Source organism: Streptomyces sp. SL06, assembly GCF_058244745.1.
In genome coordinates this window covers 3701676-3722331 of the sequence record NZ_JBSYOT010000002.1, presented here as the reverse complement: position 1 = coordinate 3722331, position 20656 = coordinate 3701676, and the positions used below count along the sequence as shown (strand labels likewise).

The window sequence follows — 20656 nt, the reverse complement described above, 5'->3', positions numbered from 1 at the left end:
TGGAGACGGATCAGTCGTCGCCGACCTTGGAGCCGAGGGTCAGTTCGGCCGTGTGCTGCTTGCCGCCGCGTTCGTAGGTGACCGTGACCTTGTCGCCGGGCTTGTGGGTCCAGATCTCGCCGATCAGGGTCGGGCCGCTGTCGATCACGCGGTCGTCGAGCTTGGTGATGACATCGCCGGGCTTGAGGCCCGCGTCGGCGGCCGGGCCGCCCTTTTCGACCGGGTCGGAGCCGCCGACGCCCTGCTCGGTGAGCTTGGCGCCGTTGGTCGTCTCCTCCAGGGAGACGGAGGCGCCGATCTTCGCGTACACCGGCTTGCCGTTCTTGATCAGCTGCTGGGCGACGAACTTGGCCTGGTTGACGGGGATGGCGAAGCCCAGGCCGATGGAGCCGGACTGGCCGGTGCCGAAGCCGCCGTTGCTCGTGGACTGGATCGCGGAGTTGATTCCGATGACGTTGCCCTGCGCGTCCAGCAGCGGGCCGCCGGAGTTGCCCGGGTTGATCGACGCGTCGGTCTGCAGGGCGCTCATGTAGGACGCCTTGCTGTCGGCGCTGCCGTCACTGGAGGCCACGGGGCGGTTCTTGGCGCTGATGATGCCCGTGGTCACCGTGTTGGACAGGCCGAAGGGGGCGCCGATGGCGATCGTCGAGTCGCCGACGGCCACCTTGTCCGAGTCGCCGAGGGTCAGCGGGTCGAGGTCCGACGGGGCGTTCTCCAGCTTGATGACCGCCACGTCGTAGCCCTGGGCGTGGCCGACCACTTGGGCGGCGTACTTCTTGCCGTCGGGGAAGGTCGCGCTGAGCTTGCCGCCGTCGACCGCCTCGGCCACCACGTGGTTGTTGGTGACGATGTGGCCCTGCTTGTCGAAGACGAACCCGGTGCCGGTGCCGCCCTCGCCGTTGCTTCCCTCGGCCTGGATGGTGACCGTGCTGGGCAGCGCCCTGGCGGCCACGCCGGCGACCGTGCCCGCGTCGCGCTTGACGGAGCCGCCGGTGTCCGAGGCGGAGAGCGTGGTGGAGCCGGTCTCGTCGTTGTTCTTGGCCAGGGTGTAGCCGAGGCCGCCGCCCAGACCGCCCGCGACCAGCGCGGCGATCAGCACCCCGGCGACCAGGCCGCCACGCCCGCGGCCCGCCTTCGGCGCGGGCGGCTGGTACGACGCCCCCCAGCCGCCGCCCGAGCCGTCACCGCCTCCCTGGCCGCCGCCCTGACCGCCGTACGACGGAGTGCCGTACGACGGAGTGCCGGGCGGCGGGGGCGGGGGCCAGGAGGCGTCGGGGGCCGGGTGTCCCTGGGCCGCGGCCGGGTCCTGACCCGCCGTCGGGTCCTGGACAGCGCCCTGGTGCGGGGCGGGGACGGCGGGAGCGTCCACCGGTACTGCGGGAGCATCCACCGGTACTGGAGGTGCGGACGGGGCCGGGGGTACCGCGGTGCCCTCGTTCTCGGTGCTCACAGCTTCTCTCCTCGTTCCACGGCTGACTGTCGGTCACCCTGATCGCGCTCAGCCGCGCTCACGCGCTGCTCCACGGTCCGGCGCGATGCGGATGTACAGGTGTATTCGTATGCCATCAGCTTTTCCCACAGGCCGTCAGAGCACCATAAGCGGTTGCTGTGCGTCTCCGACCGTCCTTTATATGGGACATCAAAGACTAAAGGGACGCCTTACCGATACCGCCGGTGGTACGTCTACCCACCCACGATGGCACCATGACGCGGTGACCCACGCACCACAGCACCGGATTCAGGTCGTCGCCCACCGCGGAGCGTCCGAGGAGGCCCCCGAGCACACGCTGGCCGCGTACCGCAAGGCGATCGAGGACGGGGCGAACGCCCTCGAGTGCGATGTGCGCCTGACCGCCGACGGCCACCTCGTCTGTGTGCACGACTGGCGCGTCAACCGTACGTCGAACGGCCGCGGCGCGGTCTCGGCACTGGAACTCGCCGATCTGGCCGCCCTGGACTTCGGCGCCCGCCGGACCCGGGAGTTCTGGCGCACGCGCGACGAACAGCCCGACTGGGAGCACCGGCCCGAGGACCGGGAGGAGACCTCCGTCCTGACCCTGGAGCGGCTGCTCCAGCTCGTCTCCGACGCGGGGCGCCGGGTGGAGCTGGCCATCGAGACCAAGCACCCCACACGCTGGGCGGGGCAGGTGGAGGAGCGGCTGCTGCTGCTCCTGAAGCGGTTCGGACTCGACGCCCCGGCCTCGGCCGCGGAGTCCCCGGTGCGTGTGATGAGTTTCTCGGCCCGCTCGCTGCACCGGGTGCGCGCCGCCTCACCGACGCTGCCGACGGTCTATCTGATGCAGTTCGTCTCGCCCCGGCTGCGCGACGGAAGACTGCCGGGAGATGTCCGGATCGCGGGCCCCTCGATCCGGATCGTGCGCAATCACCCCGGCTACGTCGAGCGCCTGAAGCAGGCCGGCCACCAGGTGCACGTATGGACGGTGAACGAGGCCGCCGACGTGGATCTCTGCGCCGACCTGGGCGTCGACGCCATCATCACCAACCGTCCGCGGGCCGTTCTGGACCATCTGGGCCGCTGATTCGTCCCGAAGCCTTGACCCGGCGGCCCGGCTGCCGCATTCTCCGATCCCGGCCACACCGGCGAAATCCGGCCACTGATTACAGGGAGTGCTCCGGCGCATTCGGTGCGTGTTCGACCGTGTCGAATGCGTCACCGTGCGAGAGCGGGCCGGTTTCCGGCTCAGGCCGATGGGGCATCCACACCGTGGCGTGGGGCGAAGGAGGTCTCGGGGGTGGCGTTGGTGGTGGCACAGGAGGTGCCCACGTCGTCGAGCATGGCCGTGCCCCATGGCCCTGCGGGCGTGGGGGAAGCAAGACGCCGCATGCGTGATCAGTTGCGCAGTGGCGGCGTGGCGGAATCGGTCGTCGACGACGCTGTACTGGTCCTTTCGGAACTCTTGAGCAACGCGTGCAAGCACGGCCGCCCCCTGGGCGACGCCCTGGCCGGGGACGGTGCCGTCCGCGCCGCGTGGCGGGTGGACGCGGCCGGCCGGCTCGTCGTGGAGGTCACGGACGGCGGCGGCCCGACCCGCCCGGCACCGGCGACCCCCTCCGTCACCGCGCACGGCGGCCGGGGGCTGAACATCATCTCCGCGCTCGCCAACGACTGGGGCGTACGGGACAACGTCCGCGGCGAGGTCACGGTCTGGGTCGTCGTCCACGACGACGTGTACGACCCGGACGCCGGGCACCGGCGCGACGACTTCGCCACCCGGATCGCGGCACCGGCGGTCTCGGAGATCCCCGGCCTGGAGTTCGCGGACGCCCTCGACGACGTGGGCTGACGCGGCGGCCCGCGCGGGGCGGCCGGGACGTGGGCCGACGCGGCGCCTCGCCCGGGGCGGCCGGGGCGAGTTGTCCACAGCCGGCCCGTTGTCCACAGGGTCCCGTCGGCCGGGGCGGGAGCGGCTAGGCTCGCGGCCGTACGAGTAGAGCCGTAACCGGGAGACACCCACGATGGCCAAGAAGCGACCCCAGACGAAGGCCAAGCGGCCCCAGCTCGACGATGCCGAGGTCCCGGTCGTCGGGGCCCGCGAACCCTGCCCGTGCGGCAGCGGCCGCCGGTACAAGGCCTGCCACGGCCGGGCCGCCGCACAGGCCACGACCGCGCTGGTGCAGCGCCCGTTCGAGGGGCTGGCCGGCGAGTGCGACTGGGTGGCGCTGCGCGAGCTGGTGCCCGCGGCCACGGCCGAGCTGACCCTCAAGGACGGCCTGCCCGAGGGCGTCCCCTCGGTCGTGCTGGCCACGGTGCTGCCGATGGCCTGGCCCGCCCTGCGCCGCGAAGACGGCTCGGTCCTGCTCGGCCTGCAGAACGACACGGCGTCCGGCGACATCAGCCGCGACCTCGCCGACACCCTCCGGCGGGCGCTGACCGCCGAGCCGGGCACCCCGGTGCAGGGCCGCCGCGCCCCGGCCGACGGTCCGCGACTGCAGGACCTGCTCGCTCCCGAGGAGGCCCTCGAACCGGTGGTGCACGAGGGCTTCGAGTTCTGGGTGCCGGACCCGGAGAACGCCACGCCGGAGGTGGCCGCCTCTCTGGAGCGGGCCAACGCGGCGGCGATCCCGACCGTGCGGCTGCGGAGCGTGGACGCCGCGTACTGGTGCGAGACGCCGGAGAAGAACCATCTGCGCTGGGTCATGCCGCACGAGGAGGAGCGTCTTCTGGACGCTCTCGCGCGGCTGCACGCCGCGGGCCGGTCGTCCCTCGGCGAGGACACGCGTCTCGTCGGCTCCTTCCGCGCTCACGGGCTCACCGTCCCGGTGTGGGACCTGCCGGGCGAGATCTCCGCGCAGGACATCGAGAAGCCCGCGGCCGAGTTCGCCGAGCGTCTCGCCGAGGCCCTGGCCACGGACGTCCCGCTCACGCACGACGAGCGCCGGGCACGCGGCGGCCTGACCAACCGGCAGGTCACCCTCAGCTGACGCACCGCCGCGAGGACCGGTCGGCCGGTTGGCGGAGCCGCGGTCCGGGGCGGTTGGCTCCGCTCACAACTCCTGGCGGAGAAAAGCCAGTCGGTGACCGGAAAACAGGAGATCGAATTTGCTAACCGCCGATCTCTTGTTACCGTTCCAATAGCCCGGTTGCTGGTGCATCCCCCGTCGCCAGCAACCGGGTCTTTGCGTGCGCCCGGTCACGCACGCACCGCGACCGCCCGTCAACTCCCCGTTTCAGCAGGTGAGTTGCCCCCGCCGTCGGCACTGTCCCCGGCGGACCCGTTGCTCCTGTTACGCCTGTTACTCCTGACCGCTCCCGGCGCGCCCGTCGACCCCGTCGCCCCCGTCGCTCTCGTCGCCCCCGTCGCTCCCGTCGTTTCTGCTGCTCCCGGTTCGCAGCAGCAGCGGCCCGTGCCCGGCCCGGCTCGCGAACTCGGCGACCGCGGTGTACCCCAGCGGCTCGCCCCGGACGCGTTCCCGAGGCGTCTCGCAGGTGCCCGGCGCGTCCTCGGCACTCACCGCGCAGCGCATCCGCACACTGCGCCCGTCGGGGCCCATGAGGCTCAGCACGGATTCGAGCGGATCGCCGGTGGCGTTGCGGTAATAGGTCCGCGCCCAGGTCTCCGCGCCCCGGATCAGGACACAGGTCTGCGCCTCGACACCCTCGGGCGAGGTGAGTTCGGGACCGCAGCGCACGGCCGTGGCCTGGCCGAGGGGCAGCGGGGAGCGGGTGGGCGCGGCGGCCTCGGCCGGGACACGGCCGGCTCCCCCGGGTGCCTTGTCGTCGTCGCCGCGCGCGAGGACGCGGACGGCCGCGGGAGTGTCCTCGACGCCGCCCGAGGGCCCCGCGGACGCCACGGCGAACGGCAGCACGACCGCCCCCACCACGACCCCGGCGAGCCCGTACGGACGGGCCCGCCGACGGTCCGGCCCGCCACGGCGCGGCCCCGCTCGGCGCGGCCCTGCGCGGTGCGACCTGGCGGCGCGGAACTCTCGCGCGTGAAGCGGCATGGGGCGGACGATAACGACCGGGGCGGGCGCCGGCCCACGCGCGCGCCGGACACCCCTACAACTCGGGCGCGCTCACACCCGTACGAGTGAGGGCGTCGACCACCGCGTCCACCACGGCCTCCACGTCGGGCACCCAGGGCGAGGCGGAGCCGGGCAGCGGGGCCCGCTCCCAGCGGACGGCGCCCTCGCCGGTCTCGGTCGGGGGCAGCGCGAGATAGCCGCCCTCGCCGTGGAAACGCAGGGAGCCGGGGACGAAGTCCTTGGCGTAGAGCAGCTCGCCCAGTTGCTCCATGGAGTACGGCCTGACCAGCAGCGCCCAGCGGGTGGGCGAGGCGACGACCGGGCCGAGCCGCAGGCCGGCGCGGTCGAGCGCGGCCAGGGCGTGGGCGGCCGGCAGGGCGGGCAGGGAGACGGCACACGGGGCACCGCCCCCGGTGGCCAGGACGATCGGCGCGGTGGGCCGGTTGGTCCACCACCAGCGGATCATGCGGGCGTCGGTGGTGGCCGCGAGGAGACCGGGGTCGAAGGGATGCGCGCCCGGCACCGTGCACTCGGGGTCGGGGCAGCCGCAGCGGGACCGCGCCTGCGGATCCGGCGCCGCGCCCGGGAGTACGGGCCACTGCCATTGCGTCGCGTAGGTCAGGGCCGCGCCGATCAGCTCAGGCCGCCCGTCGTCGTGCCGGGACAGGAGCCTGCGTCGCTTTCCGAGGATCTCGCGCATGAGCGCTCGTTCCTTTCCGTTGCACGCCTGGCAACACCGTGGTCACATCACACCATGTGTCGATCACTTCGCTGTGCGTAGCTGGTGGCGCATCACACCCCTGCCAAGGGCAAGGGGAACCCCTGTGGGTCGAGCACTGACTGCGTCCGTGGCGGTTCCGTCCACACTGCGTCTATCAAAAGCATGGACGTGGCGCGGGGGTGGCGAAGTCTGGCGTTTTGCCGTCCCGCGTATTTCTCTCCGCCTCCGCCACGGGAGGATGGGGCACGGTCGTCGGTGGATAGGACGCCCGGGTCCGTCGCCAGGTTCCGGGTGACCCCCAACCACCCCTGGCTTTCTCCGAGTACGTACCCATCACGACCGCTGTGACGCTCCGTGAAGCACCCCCAGTCGACCGCAACAGGGCGTCCTCTGGGGCAGTTTCAAGCCAATTCCACTTTTCCGCAAGGGGTCGGGGAAGGACCACTCGCACCCCACGGACACCAGATATCCCGGCAGGACAATGCTGGACATCTCCTTACGAGTGCGTGTACATGTGGAGACGCTGCTAGCGGCGCAGAATGACATGGGGGTTTGCGATGCTTTTGAGCAGTAAGCGCCGGTCGAAAGGCCGGACGCCATGAACGCCCCGCACCCTGCGAAAGTGGCCGGAATCGATTCAACGGTCCCGGCCCCCGCACAAACTGTCCCGTCCGTCACCCCGGGTACCTCCCCGGCGCCGCCGCCAAACGCCGCGGACACCACGGACGCCCCGGGCACGCCCTGCGCCCCCGGCACCCTGCTCCAGGACCGGCTCGCCGGCTGGGTCTCGGACCTCACGACCCTGCACGAACTGACCGAGCGTCTGGTCCGTACGGACACCCTCTCCGAAGGCATCCAGGAACTCCTGCGCGCCGGAGCCGCCCTGGTGGGCGCCCCGCGCGGCCTCGTCGTCGTGGAACCGGCCGACGGACTGGGCCCGGACACCACCGTCGGCCTCGGGCTCACCCGCGCCGACCTCGGCCACCTCGAGACCGTGCCCCGAAGTGCCCTGTCCCACGGCCGGATTCTGGACGGACTGCCCGTGGACGGGGATGGGATCGCCGAGTCCGACCTGCTCGCCGACCAGGGTCTCGACCCCCGCCACCGCGAGGTCGCCGCCCGCCTCGGCTACGCCGCCAGCTACGCGCTCCCGCTGTCCGCCGAAGGCACCGGGCGCCTCGGCGCCGCCGTATGGCTCTACGACGAGCCCGCCGAACCGGACGCGCACCGCAGGCATCTCGCCGGCCTTTACGCCCGGTACGCCGCCGAGCACCTGGCGCGCCTGCTGGAAGTCGAGCGCACGCGCGCGTGCATGGCGACGATGACCGGGGAACTGCTGCCCTCCCGCCTGCCCCGGGTGCCCGGCGTCCAGCTCGCCGCCCGGCACCGCACCGGTCCGCGCGGCGGCGGCGACTGGTACGACGCGCTGCCGCTGCCGGACGCCGCGCTCGGCCTCTCCGTCGGGTCGGTCACCGGCTCGGGGCCCAGCGCGGTCGCCGCGATGGGCCGGCTGCGCGCCTCCCTGCGCGCGTACGCCGTGATGGAGGGCGAGGATCCGGTCGCGGTCCTGTCCGACCTGGAGCTGCTGCTGCGGCTCACCGAGCCGGCCCGCTCGGCCACCGCCCTGTTCGGCTACTGCGAACCCGCGCTGCGCCGGATCACCCTGGCCGGCGCCGGGCACAGCCCGCCGCTGCTGATCGGGGAGCGGCGCACGGAGTACGTCGAGAACGTCCGTCTCCGCGCCGCTCGGCATGCTCGCCTGCTGGGAGGCGCCCAGCGTGGAAGTCCGGGCCGAGCCGGGAGAGACGGTTCTGCTGTACACCGACGGGCTGCTGCACCGCACCGGCGACCCGGTCGACCGCGCCTTCGCCCGGCTGCACGCCGCGGCGGCCGGCGTACCCCGGGCCGAGCGCCGCGACCCGGACGCCGTGGCCGAGCACGTCCTGCGCACCGTGCTGCCGGACGGGAAGGCCGGCGCGGACTCCGAGGAGGACGTCGCACTGCTGGCGGTCCGGTTCGAATAACGGACACTGACGCCTCGCATGCCCCGGACAGCGGACGGTAGCGCCACCGTGTAACAGGCCCTTCGCCCCTGAGCCCCCTTCCGTACGACCGTACGATGGGGGTGGTCCAGTGCCGTATCAAGGAGGATGACCGTGGCGGAGGAGTTCACACCGGAGAAGCCGGAGACCCCGGAGATTCCGGAAGCCGTGCTCGATGACGCCGCCGACGCGGCGGACGAGGAGCCGGTCAAGCAGCGCAAGAACGGCCTGTACCCGGGTGTCTCCGACGAACTGGCCGAAAACATGAAGTCCGGCTGGGCCGACACCGAGCTGTACGACCTGGAGCCGATCGCCCAGACCGCCGAGACCGCCGCCCGGCGCGCCGCCCTGTCCGCCCGCTTCCCCGGCGAGCGCCTGGTGATCCCCGCGGGCAACCTCAAGACCCGCTCGAACGACACGGACTACCCCTTCCGCGCCTCGGTCGAGTACGCCTACCTCACCGGCAACCAGACCGAGGACGGCGTCCTGGTCCTGGAGCCCGAGGGCCGCGGCCACAGGGCGACGATCTACCTCCTGCCCCGGTCCGACCGCGAGAACGGCGAGTTCTGGCTCGACGGCCAGGGCGAGCTGTGGGTCGGCCGCCGCCACTCCCTCACCGAGGCGGAGAAGCGGTACGGCATCCCCGCCGCCGATGTCCGCGAGCTGACCGGCGCCCTGCGCGAGGCCACCGGCCCGGTGCGCGTCGTGCGCGGCCACGACGCGGGCGTGGAGGCGGCCCTGACCGACAAGGTCACCGCCGAGCGCGACGAGGAACTGCGCGTCTTCCTGTCCGAGGCCCGCCTGGTCAAGGACGAGTTCGAGATCGGCGAGCTGCAGAAGGCCGTCGACTCCACCGTGCGCGGCTTCGAGGACGTGGTGAAGGTCCTCGACAGGGCCGAGGCGACCAGCGAGCGCTACATCGAGGGCACCTTCTTCCTCCGCGCGCGCGTCGAGGGCAACGACGTCGGCTACGGCTCCATCTGCGCCGCGGGAGCCCACGCCTGCACTCTGCACTGGGTGCGCAACGACGGCCCGGTCCGCTCCGGCGACCTGCTGCTGCTCGACGCGGGCGTGGAGACGCACACGTACTACACCGCGGACGTCACGCGCACGCTGCCGGTCGACGGCCGCTACAGCGAGCTGCAGAAGAAGATCTACGACGCCGTCTACGACGCCCAGGAGGCGGGCATCGCGGCGGTGAAGCCGGGTGCCAAGTACCGCGACTTCCACGATGCCGCGCAGCGCGTGCTGGCCGCGCGGCTCGTCGAGTGGGGCCTGGTCGAGGGCCCCGTGGAGCGGGTGCTGGAGCTGGGCCTGCAACGCCGCTGGACGCTGCACGGCACGGGCCACATGCTCGGCATGGACGTCCACGACTGCGCCGCCGCGCGCGTGGAGTCCTACGTCGACGGCACGCTGGAGCCCGGCATGGTGCTCACCGTCGAGCCGGGCCTGTACTTCCAGGCCGACGACCTGACCGTGCCCGAGGAGTACCGGGGCATCGGCGTCCGCATCGAGGACGACATCCTCGTCACCGCGGACGGCAACCGGAACCTCTCCGCCGGGCTGCCGCGCCGGTCGGCCGAGGTCGAGGAGTGGATGGCCGCGCTGAAGAGCTGACCCGCGGTCCGACGGCCGGGTACCGCACGGGTGCCCGGCCGTCGGCATGCACAGGGCGGCGTTGCGGGGAGGGGCTTCCCCCGGCCGTCACGTGCCGTCAGACCGCCACCAGTGGCGCGTCCTCGCGCCACTTGAGGACCTTGTCGAAGCTCACCACGGCGCCGGCCCGCCCCGGCGCGGTGCCGATGTGGACATGGTCGGCCAGTTCCCGGATGAGACACAGGCCTCGGCCGTTCTCGGAGTCGGTGGACACCGGCCGGGCCACGCTCCCGGGCCGGCCGGGAGCGGCGACGGGGAAGCCGGGGCCGGTGTCGGCCACCTCGATGCGGCACCGTTCGCCGTCGAGATAGGCCGTGACGCGGTACGCCTCCGAGGGCCCGCCGGATCCCTCGTCCCCGCCGTGCTCAACGGCGTTGGCACAGGCCTCGCTCAGCGCGACGGAGAGGTCGAAGGAGATGTCGGGGTCGACGCCCGCCGTCTCCATGGTGCCGATCAGCAGGCGGCGGGCCAGGGGCACGCTCGCAGCCTCGCGCCGCAAATGGAGTGACCACCAGATGCTCATGCTCCAGCCTCCCGGCCGCGGCTCGACATACCGTTACGTATTGCCCCCCGTACACGGGCGTAAGCCCCGTCACCCCGTGACGCCGCCCATATGGCAGACGCGTCCCTGCCGCCGATCGGTGTATGTGGGACGGCCGACACCAGAAGGTGATCTTCCGCATCCTTCCGGTCGTACGGCATCTTGTGGACCTGCCGTACGGAGCGCGGGGCGCCAGTGCGATGATGAGCCCGCCATGACTGCCCCCCACTCGCCCACGGCGCGCTGCGGAACCGACCTCCGCGTCCTGCGGGCCGCGGTGTTCGCCGCGGTCTGCGTCGTGCTGGCCGCGGCGGGGCACGCCCTCGCCTCCTGCACCGCCGTTCCGCTGTGGTCGCTGAGCGCGGGATTCCTCGGGGCGGTCGTGGTCGCCGCGCCCCTCGCCGGGCGCGAGCGCTCGCTGCCGGGCATCGTGGTGCTGCTCGCCGTCGGACAGACCGCGCTGCACACCCTGTTCGGGCTGGGCCAGCACGGCACCACCGCGGCCTCGGCGTCCGGTACGGCCGCCGCGTCCACCGGCGGGACCAGCCCGCTGTCCGACGCCTCCCTGGTCGCGCAGGCCGCACGGCTGGTCTGCGGGACCACCGCGGCGGCGATCAGCCCGACCCGGGCCCAGCGGATCCTCACCGACGCGCGGATCGCCCCGGACGCGCACACCGGCGCGGCACACCACCCGGCCGAGACCCTGTCCACCGCCGGTGCCCCGGCCTCGCTGCTGCCGTCCCTGCCGATGCTGCTCGGCCATGTCCTCGCGGCCCTGGCCGCCGGCTGGCTGCTGCGGCGCGGGGACCTGGCCCTGGCCCGGCTCGTCGAACTGTCGGCGCACTCGGCCCACTCGGTGGCCGAGGCGGCGTTCGTCCGCGCCCTGCGCGCGGCGCTCTCGCTGGTCCGCGCCCTGCACGCCGGTCTCGCCGGCGCCCCCGGAACGGGCCCGCGTCCGCCGCACACTGCTGTGCCGGCCACACCGCACCCCCGTACCGGCGCACTTGAGCACACGGTGGTCAGGCGCGGCCCGCCGAGCGACGCGTTCGCCCTCGCCGCCTGACACGACGCGACCACCACTCCGCCCGCGCCCATCGGCCCGAGTCCGGAGGGGCCGCCGTCGTGCGGCACGCGCGCGTGCGCGCATCCCTCCCGTCACTCGTCACCGGCTCAGCACCGGTGCCCACTCGAAGCGGAGTACTCCGTCCATGAAGGCTTCCCGTATCGCCGCCGCCGGCGCCGTCTCCGGCATCGCCGTCCTCGCCCTGTCCGCCCCCGCGTTCGCGCACGTCAGCGTGCAGCCGGAGGGCACGGCCGCCAAGGGCGGCTACGCGGTCGTCGACTTCAAGGTCCCCAACGAGCGCGACAACGCCTCCACCACCAAGCTGGAGGTCAGCTTCCCCACCGACCACCCGCTGGCGTCCGTGATGCCGCAGCCGGTGCCCGGCTGGAAGACCGAGGTCACCACGTCCAAGCTGGACAAGCCCCTGGAGGCGCACGGCAAGCAGCTCACCGAGGCCGTGACCAAGGTGACCTGGACCGCCGACGGCAAGGGCATCGAACCCGGCTACTTCCAGAAGTTCCCGGTCTCCGTCGGCGCGCTGCCCGAGGACACCGACCAGCTCGTGTTCAAGGCGATCCAGACGTACTCCAACAAGGAGGTCGTGCGCTGGATCGAGGTGCCGCAGGAGGGCGAGGACGAGCCCGAGACGCCGGCGCCCGTGCTCGAACTGTCCGCCGCCGAGGGCCACTCCCACGGCGCGTCCGGTTCCAAGGCGGCCGACGACACCGAGGCGACCGCGCAGAACACCGCCGCCAACGCCTCCTCCGGCTCCGGCGGCAGCGACACCACCGCACGGGTCCTCGGCATCGTCGGCATCGTCGTCGGCGCGGCGGGCGTCGCGTACGGCGTGCTGGCGGGCCGCCGGCGCGACACCGGTGCGTCGGCGTAACCACGCCCGCGCCGGTGCGTCGGCGCGAGAGCGCCGACGCATCCCGCAGTCCGGTGCGCGCCGGACACCCTCCGTCGGTCCGACGGACCCCGGCGCGCACCGGAGCACCTCACATCTGGGACATTCCTCTATGCACAAGAAGACGTTCGCCGCGGCCGCCCTGCTCGCCGCGGCCGCCCTGACCCTTACCGCCTGCGGCAGCGGCGCCGACAGCGACAGCCCCGTCACCGTGGTCTCCGAGGACACCGGTCAGCAGGCCGCCACAGTCCTCGACAAGCCCTTCGAGAAGCCCGACCTGGTCCTCACCGACACCCGGGGCAAGGACTACGACTTCCGGGAGCGGACCGCCGGCAGGCCCACCCTGATCTACTTCGGCTACACCCACTGCCCCAACGTCTGCCCGCTGACGATGAACAACCTCGCCGTGGCCAAGAAGCAGCTCTCCCGGGCCGAGCAGGACAAGCTGCGGATCGTGTTCGTCAGCACCGACCCGGAACGCGACACCCCGGCCGCACTCGGCAAGTGGCTCAAGGGCATCGACTCGCAGATCGTGGGCCTGACCGGCGACTTCGACACCATCCAGGCCGGCGCCCGCACCCTCGGCATCTCCATCGACCCACCGGCCAAGGACAAGAACGGCAAGATCGTCTCGACGCACGGCACCCAGGTCATCGCCTTCTCCCCGAAGTCCGACGCGGGCTACGTCCTCTACGGCGAGGACGCCACCGTCGACGACTACACCAAGGACCTCCCCAAGCTCATCAAGGGGCAGAACCCGTGAGAGGGCGCCCCGCCCTCGCCACCGCGACGCTGATCGGCGCCCTGGCCCTCGCGGGCTGCGGCGGCCCGGACTCCGGCTCCCCGGCCTCCGGTGCCGAACTCTCGGTGGACGCCGGGTACATACCGCAGCCGGTCTCCGACTCGATGGCGGCCGGGTTCCTCACCATCACCAACGAGGGCGACGCGCGGGACGAGCTGACCTCCGTCACGAGCGAAGCCGGTGACGTCACCGTGCACGAGACCGTCGGCGGGACGATGAAGGAGGTCGACCGCCTCGAGATCCCGGCGCACGGTCAACTCGTGTTCAAGAGCGGCGGCAACCATCTGATGTTCGAGAAACTGAGGCGACAGCCGAAACAGGGACAGTCGGTCGCCGTCGAGCTGCACTTCGCCCACTCCGACCCCGTCACGGTCGAGCTGCCCGTGAAGGCGGCCACCTACCAGCCCACCAACGAACATTCCCAGCAATCCGGACACTGAGGGAGGGACCACCTTGACGCAGACCATCGCCCCGCGCGTCCGGACCCTGGTGCTGCTGCTCCTGGCCGCGGCCTGCGCACTGCTCGCCGGCGCCGCACCGGCCTCCGCGCATGCCGCGCTGACCGGCAGCGACCCCCAGCAGGGGGCGGTGGTCGACACGGCTCCGGCCCAGGTGTCGCTCACCTTCTCCGAGTCCGTCTCCATGGGCGACGACTCGCTGCGCGTCCTCGATCCCAAGGGCAAGCGCGTCGACGACGGCAGACCGTCCGGCACGGGCGGCACGACGTACTCCGTGAAACTGCACGCCGGGCTGCCCGACGGTACGTACACGGTGACGTACCAGATCGTGTCCGCCGACAGCCACCCCGTCGCCGGCGCCTACACCTTCTCCGTCGGCGCCCCGTCCGAGACCTCGGTCTCCGTCTCCGGCCAGGGGGCGGGCGGCGGGATCGTCGGAGGGCTGTACGGCTTCGGCCGGTACGTGTCGTACGCCGGGTTCGCCGTACTGGTGGGCGGCGCCGCCTTCGTGCTCGCCTGCTGGCCGCGCGGCTCCGGGGTACGGGTCGTACAGCGGGTCGTCGTCTCCGGGTGGCTCGCGCTGACCGCCGCCAGCCTTCTGCTCCTCCTGCTGCGCGGTTCCTACACGGGCTCCGGGAAGGTCGGCGACATCTTCGACCTGAATCTCCTCGGCGAGGTTCTCCAGACCAAGACCGGCGCCGCGCTGGTCTCCCGGCTGCTGCTGCTCGCCGCCGCCGCGCTGTTCATCGCCGTGCTCTTCGGCGCCTACGACAAGCGGGAGGACGAGGAGAAGCGGGACCTCACCTTCGGGCTCGCGACCGGCGGGTCCGTCGTGGCGGCGGGCCTCGCGGCGACCTGGGCGATGTCCGAGCACGCCTCCGTCGGCCTCCAGGCCGGCCTCGCCATGCCGGTCGACGTTGTCCACCTGCTCGCCGTCGCCCTCTGGCTCGGCGGGCTCACCGTCCTGCTCGTCGCCCTGTTCCGCGCTCCCGCGGACACGCCGGTGCCCGCCTCCGCCGTACGCCGGTTCTCGCGCGTCGCCTTCGCCGGCGTGGTCGCGCTGGTGGTGACCGGCGTCTACCAGTCCTGGCGCCAGCTCGGCTCCTGGTCGGCCTTCACCGACACCCGGTACGGACAGCTGCTCCTCGCCAAGATCGGGCTGGTGGCGGTGCTGGTCGGCCTCGCCTACTTCTCGCGACGGTGGACCGCACAGCTCGCGGAGGCGGGACCCGCCGTCGCCCGGCAGCGGGACAAGGAGCGCGTCGGCGCGTCCGCCGGCCGCCGGAACGGGAAGACGAAGACCGCGGCGAAGACCTCCGGAAGCGGCTCCGAGAAGGCTTCCGGAAGCGCCAAGGGGTCGAAGAAGAAGGCCTCCGGCGGCTCCCAGCGTGCCGCCCAGTTGGCCCGGCAGCGCGCGGCCGTGGACGCCGCCCGGCAGAAGCGGCAGCGGGACGCCGATCCGCACCGCTTCGGGCTGCGCCGCTCCGTGCTCGCCGAGGCGGGCGTCGCCGTCGTCCTGCTCGCCGTCACCACCGTCCTGACCCAGACCGAGCCGGGCCGGACGACCGAAGAGGCCAAGGCCGCCGCCCCGGCCGCCGACTCCGCGTCCGCGCCCTCCAGCGGCGCGGTGACCCTGGACATGTCCTTCGACACCGGCGGCCAGAACGGAAAGGGCGTCGTACGGGTCGATCTGGACCCCGCCCGGGTCGGCGCCAACGACATGCACCTCTATGTCGAGCGTCCGGACGGAACCGCCTTCGACGTGCCCGAGGTGAAGGTCGCCTTCACCCAGGAGGCCAAGGACATCGGGCCGCTGCCCGTCGCCCCGGACCGCATCGCCACCGGACACTGGTCGGCAAGCGGAGTGCAGATCCCGGTGGCCGGTGACTGGGAGGTCGCCGTGACCGTACGGACCTCCGGCATCGACCAGGTGACCGTCTCCAAGAACGCGCAGATCGGCTGAACCGCACCATGGCTGACCAGTCCATCCCGGAGGCCCGGATCCCCGAGGCGACCCGCGGGACACCCGGTGCTCCCGAGCCGCTCGGCTCCGGGGACACCACCGCCCGCGAGGGCATCTCACGACGGCGGCTGCTCGGCACCGCCGGTGCCACCGGGCTCGTGCTCGGCGCGGCGGGCGGCGCCGCGGGCTATGCCGCCGCGCCCTCCTCCGCGGCCACCCCTCTCAGCTCGCTCGGCAGCGGGCAGGCGATGTTTCACGGGAAACATCAGCCCGGCATCACCACCCCCTTGCAGGCCTGCGGACATCTCGCCGCCTTCGACCTCACGGCGGGCGCCGGGCGCAAGGAGGCCACCGCGCTGCTGCGCCGCTGGTCGGACACCGCCCGGCGGCTGATGGCGGGCGAGCCGGCGGGCACGGGTGACACGGACGTGGCCCGGGACTCAGGGCCCTCCTCTCTGACGATCACCTTTGGATTCGGGCACAGCTTCTTCGGCCGGACGGGACTGGACAAGCGGCGCCCGGCAGCCCTCGACCCGCTGCCCGACTTCTCCTCCGACCACCTCGACAAGAGCCGCAGCCACGGCGACCTGTGGGTGCAGATCGGCGCCGACGACGCGCTGGTGGCCTTCCACGCCCTGCGCGCGATCCAGCAGGACGCCGGATCGGCCGCCCGCGTCCGCTGGCAGATGAACGGCTTCAACCGCTCGCCGGGCTCCACCGCGCACCCGATGACGGCCCGCAACCTCATGGGCCAGGTCGACGGCACCCGCAATCCGAAGCCGTCCGAGGCCGACTTCGACCAGCGGATCTTCGTTCCCGGGAATCCCGGGGCGAGCGAGCAGGCCTGGATGGCGGGCGGCTCCTACGTCGTCGTACGCCGTATCCGCATGCTCCTCGACGACTGGGAGAAGCTCTCGGTCAAGGCCCAGGAGGATGTCATCGGCCGCCGCAAGTCCGACGGGGCGCCGCTGTCCGGGGGGACCGAGACGACCGAGATGGACCTGGAGAAGACGGACAAGGCCGGCGAACTCGTCGTGCCGATCAACGCCCACGCCCGTATCACCCGCCCCGACCAGAACGGCGGCGCGGCCATGGTCCGCCGGCCCTTCTCTTACCACGACGGCTTCGACGCCGACGGCGTGCCGGACGCCGGCCTGCTCTTCATCTGCTGGCAGGCCGATCCGCTGCGCGGCTTCGTGCCCGTGCAGCGCAAGCTGGACCGGGGCGACGCGCTGTCCCCGTTCATCCGGCACGAGGCCAGCGGTCTGTTCGCGGTGCCGGGCGGGGCCGCCGAGGGAGAGTACGTGGGGCAGCGGCTGCTGGAGGGGTGAAACCGGCCGGCGTCCCTCCGTGGAGGGGCGTGCGCGAGACACCTGGGCCGGTTCTCGCCGGGCCCATTAGGGTGAGGACATGCCAGCCAGTTACGCGTATCTCGGCCCCGAGGGCACCTTCACCGAAGTCGCCCTGCGCACACTTCCGGAGACGGCGACCCGGGAGCTGGTCCCGTACGTGTCCGTCCAGTCCGCGCTCGACGCGGTACGCACCGGCGAGACCGAGGCCGCGTTCGTGCCGATCGAGAACTCCGTCGAGGGCGGCATCACCACCACCCTCGACGAGCTGGTCGCCGGCCAGCCGCTGATGATCTACCGCGAGGTGCTGCTGTCCATCACCTTCGCGCTGATGGTCCGCCCCGGCACCAAGCTGTCGGACATCAAGACGGTCACCGCCCACCCGGCCGCCCAGCCCCAGGTCCGCAACTGGCTCAAGGCGCATCTCCCGGACGCGGCCTGGGAGTCGGCCGCCTCGAACGCGGACGGCGCCCGCCTGGTCCAGGAGGGCCGGTACGACGCGGCGTTCGCCGGCGAGTTCGCCGCGGCCCGCTACGGCCTGGAGGTCCTGGAGGCCGAAATCCACGACGCGGAGAACGCCCAGACGCGCTTCGTGCTGGTGGGGCGTCCCGCCCGGCCCGCGGCACCGACCGGCGCGGACAAGACCTCCGTCGTGCTGTGGCAGCGCGACGACCATCCCGGCGGCCTGCGTGATCTGCTGGGCGAGTTCGCCACCCGGGGCATCAACCTGATGCTGCTCCAGTCCCGGCCCACCGGTGCCGGCATCGGCCACTACTGCTTCTGCGTCGACGCCGAGGGGCACATCTCCGACCGGCGGGTGGCCGACGCGCTGATGGGTCTGAAGCGGAGCTGCCTCCAGGTGCGCTACCTCGGCTCGTACCCGCGGGCGGAGGTCGGGCCGGCGGACGTGGACACGCTGCGGCCTGGCACCTCGGACGAGGCGTTCACGGCCGCGGCGGACTGGGTGGCGCGCTGCCAGGACGGCCGGTTCTGACCCGATGAGTCGTACCTGCTGATTTTCGTTGTCCACAGAAGTTATCCACAGGTCTGCTTCTCGACCTGGGGACAAGTCGACAACGAAAGGCCATTCAGTCGACAAATCCCTCTACGGCCCCCACTTCGTCCACAGGGAAGCAGGTCACCCTTCGTTCACCTGTCCTTCCTCCCCCACCCCCCGAGGTGACGCGAAGCACCCCGTTTCCACTCGAAAGTGGGGCCCTGGAGGGTTTGACCGACCTGCTTGCCGGAATTAGGAATGATCACTTCCGTGAGTCCACAGAACTTTCGCACAGCCTGTGGATAACTTTTCCGGACTGTGGATTCCTGTGGACAGCCCGCCCCCAAATCCCGCTCTCCACAAGGAAATCCGGTCAATCCACCGTCCCCGCACTGCCTCCTTCCAGGGATCGGGTCACTTTCCTTGACGGACGGAAACACCCGTAACACAAGGGGCAATTCACGCATAACGGAACGCCGGCCCCGTGATCGGCAATAGTGGGTCGAGACCCGTCACCGCACACCGGTAGCCTTGACCACGTGATTGACCTTCGCCTGCTCCGTGAGGACCCCGACCGTGTGCGCGCGTCGCAGCGCGCCCGTGGAGAGGATGTCGCGCTCGTCGACTCCCTCCTGTCCGCCGACGAGCGCCGCAGGTCGTCCGGCGTCCGCTTCGACGAGCTGCGCGCCGAGCAGAAGAGCCTCGGCAAGCTCATCGGCAAGGCCTCCGGAGACGAGAAGGCCGAGCTGCTGAAGCGGGCGGGCGGGCTCGCCGCCGAGGTCAAGGCCGCCGACACCGAGCGCGACGCGGCCGACGCCGAGACCCAGGAGCTGCTCCAGCGGCTCGGCAACCTCGTCCACCCCGACGTGCCCGTCGGCGGCGAGGAGGACTTCGTCACGCTGGAGACGCACGGCACGCACCGCGACTTCGCGGCCGAGGGCTTCGAGCCCAGGGACCACCTGGAGCTGGGCCAGCTGCTCGGCGCCATCGACGTCGAGCGCGGCGCCAAGGTCTCCGGCTCGCGCTTCTACTTCCTGACCGGCGTCGGCGCCCTCCTGGAACTCGCCCTGGTCAACGCGGCGATCGCGCAGGCCACGGCGGCCGGCTTCACCCCGATGCTGACCCCGGCGCTGGTACGCCCGCAGTCGATGGCCGGCACCGGCTTCCTCGGCCAGGCCGCCCAGGACGTCTACCACCTCGACAACGACGACCTGTACCTGGTCGGCACGTCCGAGGTGCCGCTGGCGGCCTATCACATGGACGAGATCCTCGACGCCGACCGCCTGCCGCTGCGCTACGCCGGCTTCTCGCCCTGCTTCCGCCGCGAGGCGGGCTCGCACGGCAAGGACACCCGGGGCATCTTCCGCGTGCACCAGTTCGACAAGGTCGAGATGTTCTCCTACGTCCTGCCCGAGGACTCGCAGGCCGAGCACCAGCGCCTCCTCGAATGGGAGAAGCAGTGGCTGACGTCGCTGGAGCTGCCGTTCCGGGTCATCGACGTCGCCTCGGCCGATCTGGGCGCCTCGGCCTCGCGCAAGTACGACTGCGAGGCGTGGATCCCGACCCAGGGCAAGTACCGCGAGCTGACCTCGACCTCGGACTGCACCGAGTTCCAGTCCCGCCGGCTGTCGATCCGGGTCCGCGAGGACAAGAAGGTGCGTCCGCTGGCCACGCTCAACGGCACGCTGTGCGCCGTACCGCGCACGATCGTGGCGATCCTGGAGAACCATCAGCAGGCCGACGGTTCGGTGCGCGTGCCCGAGGTGCTGCGCCCGTACCTGGGCGGCCGGGAGGTCCTGGAACCGGTGACCAAGTGAGTGACTCCGGTTCCGCCACGGGGCCCGGCGCCGGCTCCACCGGGAATTTCCCGTACCGGCTCGTCGCGACCGACCTCGACGGCACGCTGCTGCGCAGTGACGACTCGATCTCCCCGCGCACCCGTACGGCGCTCGCCGCGGCCACCGCGGCGGGCGCGGCCCACATCGTGGTCACCGGGCGCGCGGTTCCGTGGACCCGGCACATCCTGGACGACCTCGGGTACGACGGGCTGGCCGTCTGCGGTCAGGGCGCGCAGGTCTACCACGCGGGCGAGCACCGGCTGCTGACCTCGGTCACGCTGGACCGTCAGCTGGCCGGGGTGGCGCTCGCGAAGATCGAGGCGGAGACCGGGCCGCTGTACCTGGCGGCGAGCCGCGACGGTCTGGACGGCGACGTGCTGGTCGGCCCGGGGTACGAGGTCGGGGGCGGCCTTCCCGCGGTGCCCTTCACCGACGCCTCGGACCTGTGGTCGGCCCCGCTGAACAAGATCTACATCCAGCATCCGACCCTGTCGGACGACGAGCTGGCCGAGGCGGCCCGGCGCACCGCGGGCGGCTTCGTCACGGTGACCATGGCCGGCGCGGGCGTCGTCGAGCTGCTTCCCCTCGGCCTGTCCAAGGCGACCGGCCTGTCGCTGGCGGCGCGCCGGCTCGGGCTGAAGGCCGCGGACACGATCGCGTTCGGCGACATGCCCAACGATGTCCCGATGTTCGGCTGGGCCGCCCGCGGCGTGGCGATGGCCAACGCCCACACGGAGTTGAAGGCCGTGGCCGACGAGGTGACCTCCTCGAACGACGAGGACGGCATCGCGGTGGTGCTGGAGCGGTTGTCGGCCTGACCGCCCCCGGGCTC

17 protein-coding genes and 1 pseudogene are annotated in these 20656 nt (G+C 72.2%); 14 read left to right on the top strand and 4 right to left on the bottom strand.

Features of this window, described 5'->3' with window-relative positions:
• Positions 1–10: 10 nt before the first annotated feature.
• Positions 11–1450 (bottom strand): S1C family serine protease, encoded by a 1440-nt coding sequence (locus AC4IHM_RS16960; protein WP_490867874.1) that lies wholly within the window; start codon positions 1448–1450, stop codon positions 11–13.
• 262 nt (positions 1451–1712) lie between these two features.
• Here AC4IHM_RS16960 and AC4IHM_RS16955 point away from each other — a divergent pair, with 262 nt between their 5' ends.
• The 3 genes from AC4IHM_RS16955 (at position 1713) to AC4IHM_RS16945 (ending at position 4443) form a co-directional block, all read left to right on the top strand.
• Entirely contained in the window at positions 1713–2540 is an 828-nt protein-coding gene (locus AC4IHM_RS16955) for a glycerophosphodiester phosphodiesterase (protein WP_490867873.1), read from the top strand.
• A gap of 126 nt (positions 2541–2666) precedes the next feature.
• Positions 2667–3305 carry an ATP-binding protein gene (locus AC4IHM_RS16950; protein ID WP_490867872.1) on the top strand — a complete coding sequence of 213 codons (639 nt, stop codon included), beginning with the start codon at positions 2667–2669 and terminating at the stop codon, positions 3303–3305.
• A gap of 172 nt (positions 3306–3477) precedes the next feature.
• Entirely contained in the window at positions 3478–4443 is a 966-nt protein-coding gene (locus tag AC4IHM_RS16945) for a DUF5926 family protein (RefSeq protein ID WP_490867871.1), read from the top strand.
• A 312-nt stretch (positions 4444–4755) separates the two neighbouring features.
• On the opposite strand, the gene AC4IHM_RS16940 is transcribed toward AC4IHM_RS16945, so the two are convergent.
• Complete coding sequence (locus AC4IHM_RS16940; protein ID WP_490867870.1) at positions 4756–5466, bottom strand: hypothetical protein; 711 nt, start codon at positions 5464–5466, stop codon at positions 4756–4758.
• A gap of 55 nt (positions 5467–5521) precedes the next feature.
• Positions 5522–6187 carry a bifunctional DNA primase/polymerase gene (locus tag AC4IHM_RS16935; protein WP_490867869.1) on the bottom strand — a complete coding sequence of 222 codons (666 nt, stop codon included), beginning with the start codon at positions 6185–6187 and terminating at the stop codon, positions 5522–5524.
• Between the two features lie 619 nt (positions 6188–6806).
• Here AC4IHM_RS16935 and AC4IHM_RS16930 point away from each other — a divergent pair.
• Positions 6807–8232: pseudogene (locus AC4IHM_RS16930) on the top strand (PP2C family protein-serine/threonine phosphatase).
• A 132-nt stretch (positions 8233–8364) separates the two neighbouring features.
• A complete protein-coding gene (locus tag AC4IHM_RS16925; RefSeq protein WP_490867868.1) occupies positions 8365–9867 on the top strand; it encodes an aminopeptidase P family protein in 1503 nt (500 codons plus the stop codon).
• Between the two features lie 97 nt (positions 9868–9964).
• Here the strand turns inward: AC4IHM_RS16925 and AC4IHM_RS16920 are convergent, their stop codons facing one another.
• The gene (locus AC4IHM_RS16920; protein ID WP_490867867.1) at positions 9965–10429 is read right to left on the bottom strand and encodes an ATP-binding protein; all 465 of its coding nucleotides are present in this window, start codon (positions 10427–10429) and stop codon (positions 9965–9967) included.
• Between the two features lie 232 nt (positions 10430–10661).
• Between AC4IHM_RS16920 and AC4IHM_RS16915 the strand changes: the two genes are divergently transcribed.
• The 9 genes from AC4IHM_RS16915 (at position 10662) to AC4IHM_RS16875 (ending at position 20642) form a co-directional block, all read left to right on the top strand.
• A complete protein-coding gene (locus AC4IHM_RS16915; RefSeq protein WP_490867866.1) occupies positions 10662–11510 on the top strand; it encodes a hypothetical protein in 849 nt (282 codons plus the stop codon).
• A gap of 145 nt (positions 11511–11655) precedes the next feature.
• Positions 11656–12399, top strand: a complete 744-nt coding sequence (locus tag AC4IHM_RS16910; protein ID WP_490867865.1) for a YcnI family copper-binding membrane protein — start codon at positions 11656–11658, stop codon at positions 12397–12399.
• Positions 12400–12529: 130 nt separating this feature from the next.
• Complete coding sequence (locus tag AC4IHM_RS16905) at positions 12530–13180, top strand: SCO family protein (RefSeq protein ID WP_490867864.1); 651 nt, start codon at positions 12530–12532, stop codon at positions 13178–13180.
• Complete coding sequence (locus AC4IHM_RS16900) at positions 13177–13659, top strand: copper chaperone PCu(A)C (RefSeq protein WP_490867863.1); 483 nt, start codon at positions 13177–13179, stop codon at positions 13657–13659. Before AC4IHM_RS16905 ends, AC4IHM_RS16900 begins: the two co-directional genes overlap by 4 nt.
• A 13-nt stretch (positions 13660–13672) precedes the next feature.
• Positions 13673–15640: a copper resistance CopC/CopD family protein gene (locus tag AC4IHM_RS16895; RefSeq protein ID WP_490867862.1), complete on the top strand. Its 1968-nt coding sequence runs from the start codon at positions 13673–13675 to the stop codon at positions 15638–15640.
• A gap of 8 nt (positions 15641–15648) precedes the next feature.
• Positions 15649–16971, top strand: coding sequence for an iron uptake transporter deferrochelatase/peroxidase subunit (efeB, locus tag AC4IHM_RS16890; protein ID WP_490867861.1), 1323 nt, complete (start codon positions 15649–15651; stop codon positions 16969–16971).
• A 79-nt stretch (positions 16972–17050) separates the two neighbouring features.
• Complete coding sequence (gene pheA, locus AC4IHM_RS16885; RefSeq protein ID WP_490867860.1) at positions 17051–17983, top strand: prephenate dehydratase; 933 nt, start codon at positions 17051–17053, stop codon at positions 17981–17983.
• Positions 17984–18525: 542 nt separating this feature from the next.
• Entirely contained in the window at positions 18526–19803 is a 1278-nt protein-coding gene (gene serS / locus AC4IHM_RS16880) for a serine--tRNA ligase (RefSeq protein WP_490867859.1), read from the top strand.
• Complete coding sequence (locus tag AC4IHM_RS16875) at positions 19800–20642, top strand: HAD family hydrolase (RefSeq protein ID WP_490867858.1); 843 nt, start codon at positions 19800–19802, stop codon at positions 20640–20642. Before serS ends, AC4IHM_RS16875 begins: the two co-directional genes overlap by 4 nt.
• Positions 20643–20656: the final 14 nt, after the last annotated feature.

What these genes read in the sequence shown, in the direction of transcription:
- AC4IHM_RS16945 (WP_490867871.1), top strand. Translation starts at nt 3,478, where the DNA reads ATGGCCAAGAAGCGACCCCAGACGAAGGCCAAGCGGCCCCAGCTCGAC.
- AC4IHM_RS16905 (WP_490867864.1), top strand. Translation starts at nt 12,530, where the DNA reads ATGCACAAGAAGACGTTCGCCGCGGCCGCCCTGCTCGCCGCGGCCGCC.
- AC4IHM_RS16940 (WP_490867870.1), bottom strand. Translation starts at nt 5,466, where the DNA reads ATGCCGCTTCACGCGCGAGAGTTCCGCGCCGCCAGGTCGCACCGCGCA.
- pheA (WP_490867860.1), top strand. Translation starts at nt 17,051, where the DNA reads ATGCCAGCCAGTTACGCGTATCTCGGCCCCGAGGGCACCTTCACCGAA.
- AC4IHM_RS16935 (WP_490867869.1), bottom strand. Translation starts at nt 6,187, where the DNA reads ATGCGCGAGATCCTCGGAAAGCGACGCAGGCTCCTGTCCCGGCACGAC.
- efeB (WP_490867861.1), top strand. Translation starts at nt 15,649, where the DNA reads ATGGCTGACCAGTCCATCCCGGAGGCCCGGATCCCCGAGGCGACCCGC.
- AC4IHM_RS16915 (WP_490867866.1), top strand. Translation starts at nt 10,662, where the DNA reads ATGACTGCCCCCCACTCGCCCACGGCGCGCTGCGGAACCGACCTCCGC.
- AC4IHM_RS16910 (WP_490867865.1), top strand. Translation starts at nt 11,656, where the DNA reads ATGAAGGCTTCCCGTATCGCCGCCGCCGGCGCCGTCTCCGGCATCGCC.
- AC4IHM_RS16920 (WP_490867867.1), bottom strand. Translation starts at nt 10,429, where the DNA reads ATGAGCATCTGGTGGTCACTCCATTTGCGGCGCGAGGCTGCGAGCGTG.
- AC4IHM_RS16950 (WP_490867872.1), top strand. Translation starts at nt 2,667, where the DNA reads ATGCGTCACCGTGCGAGAGCGGGCCGGTTTCCGGCTCAGGCCGATGGG.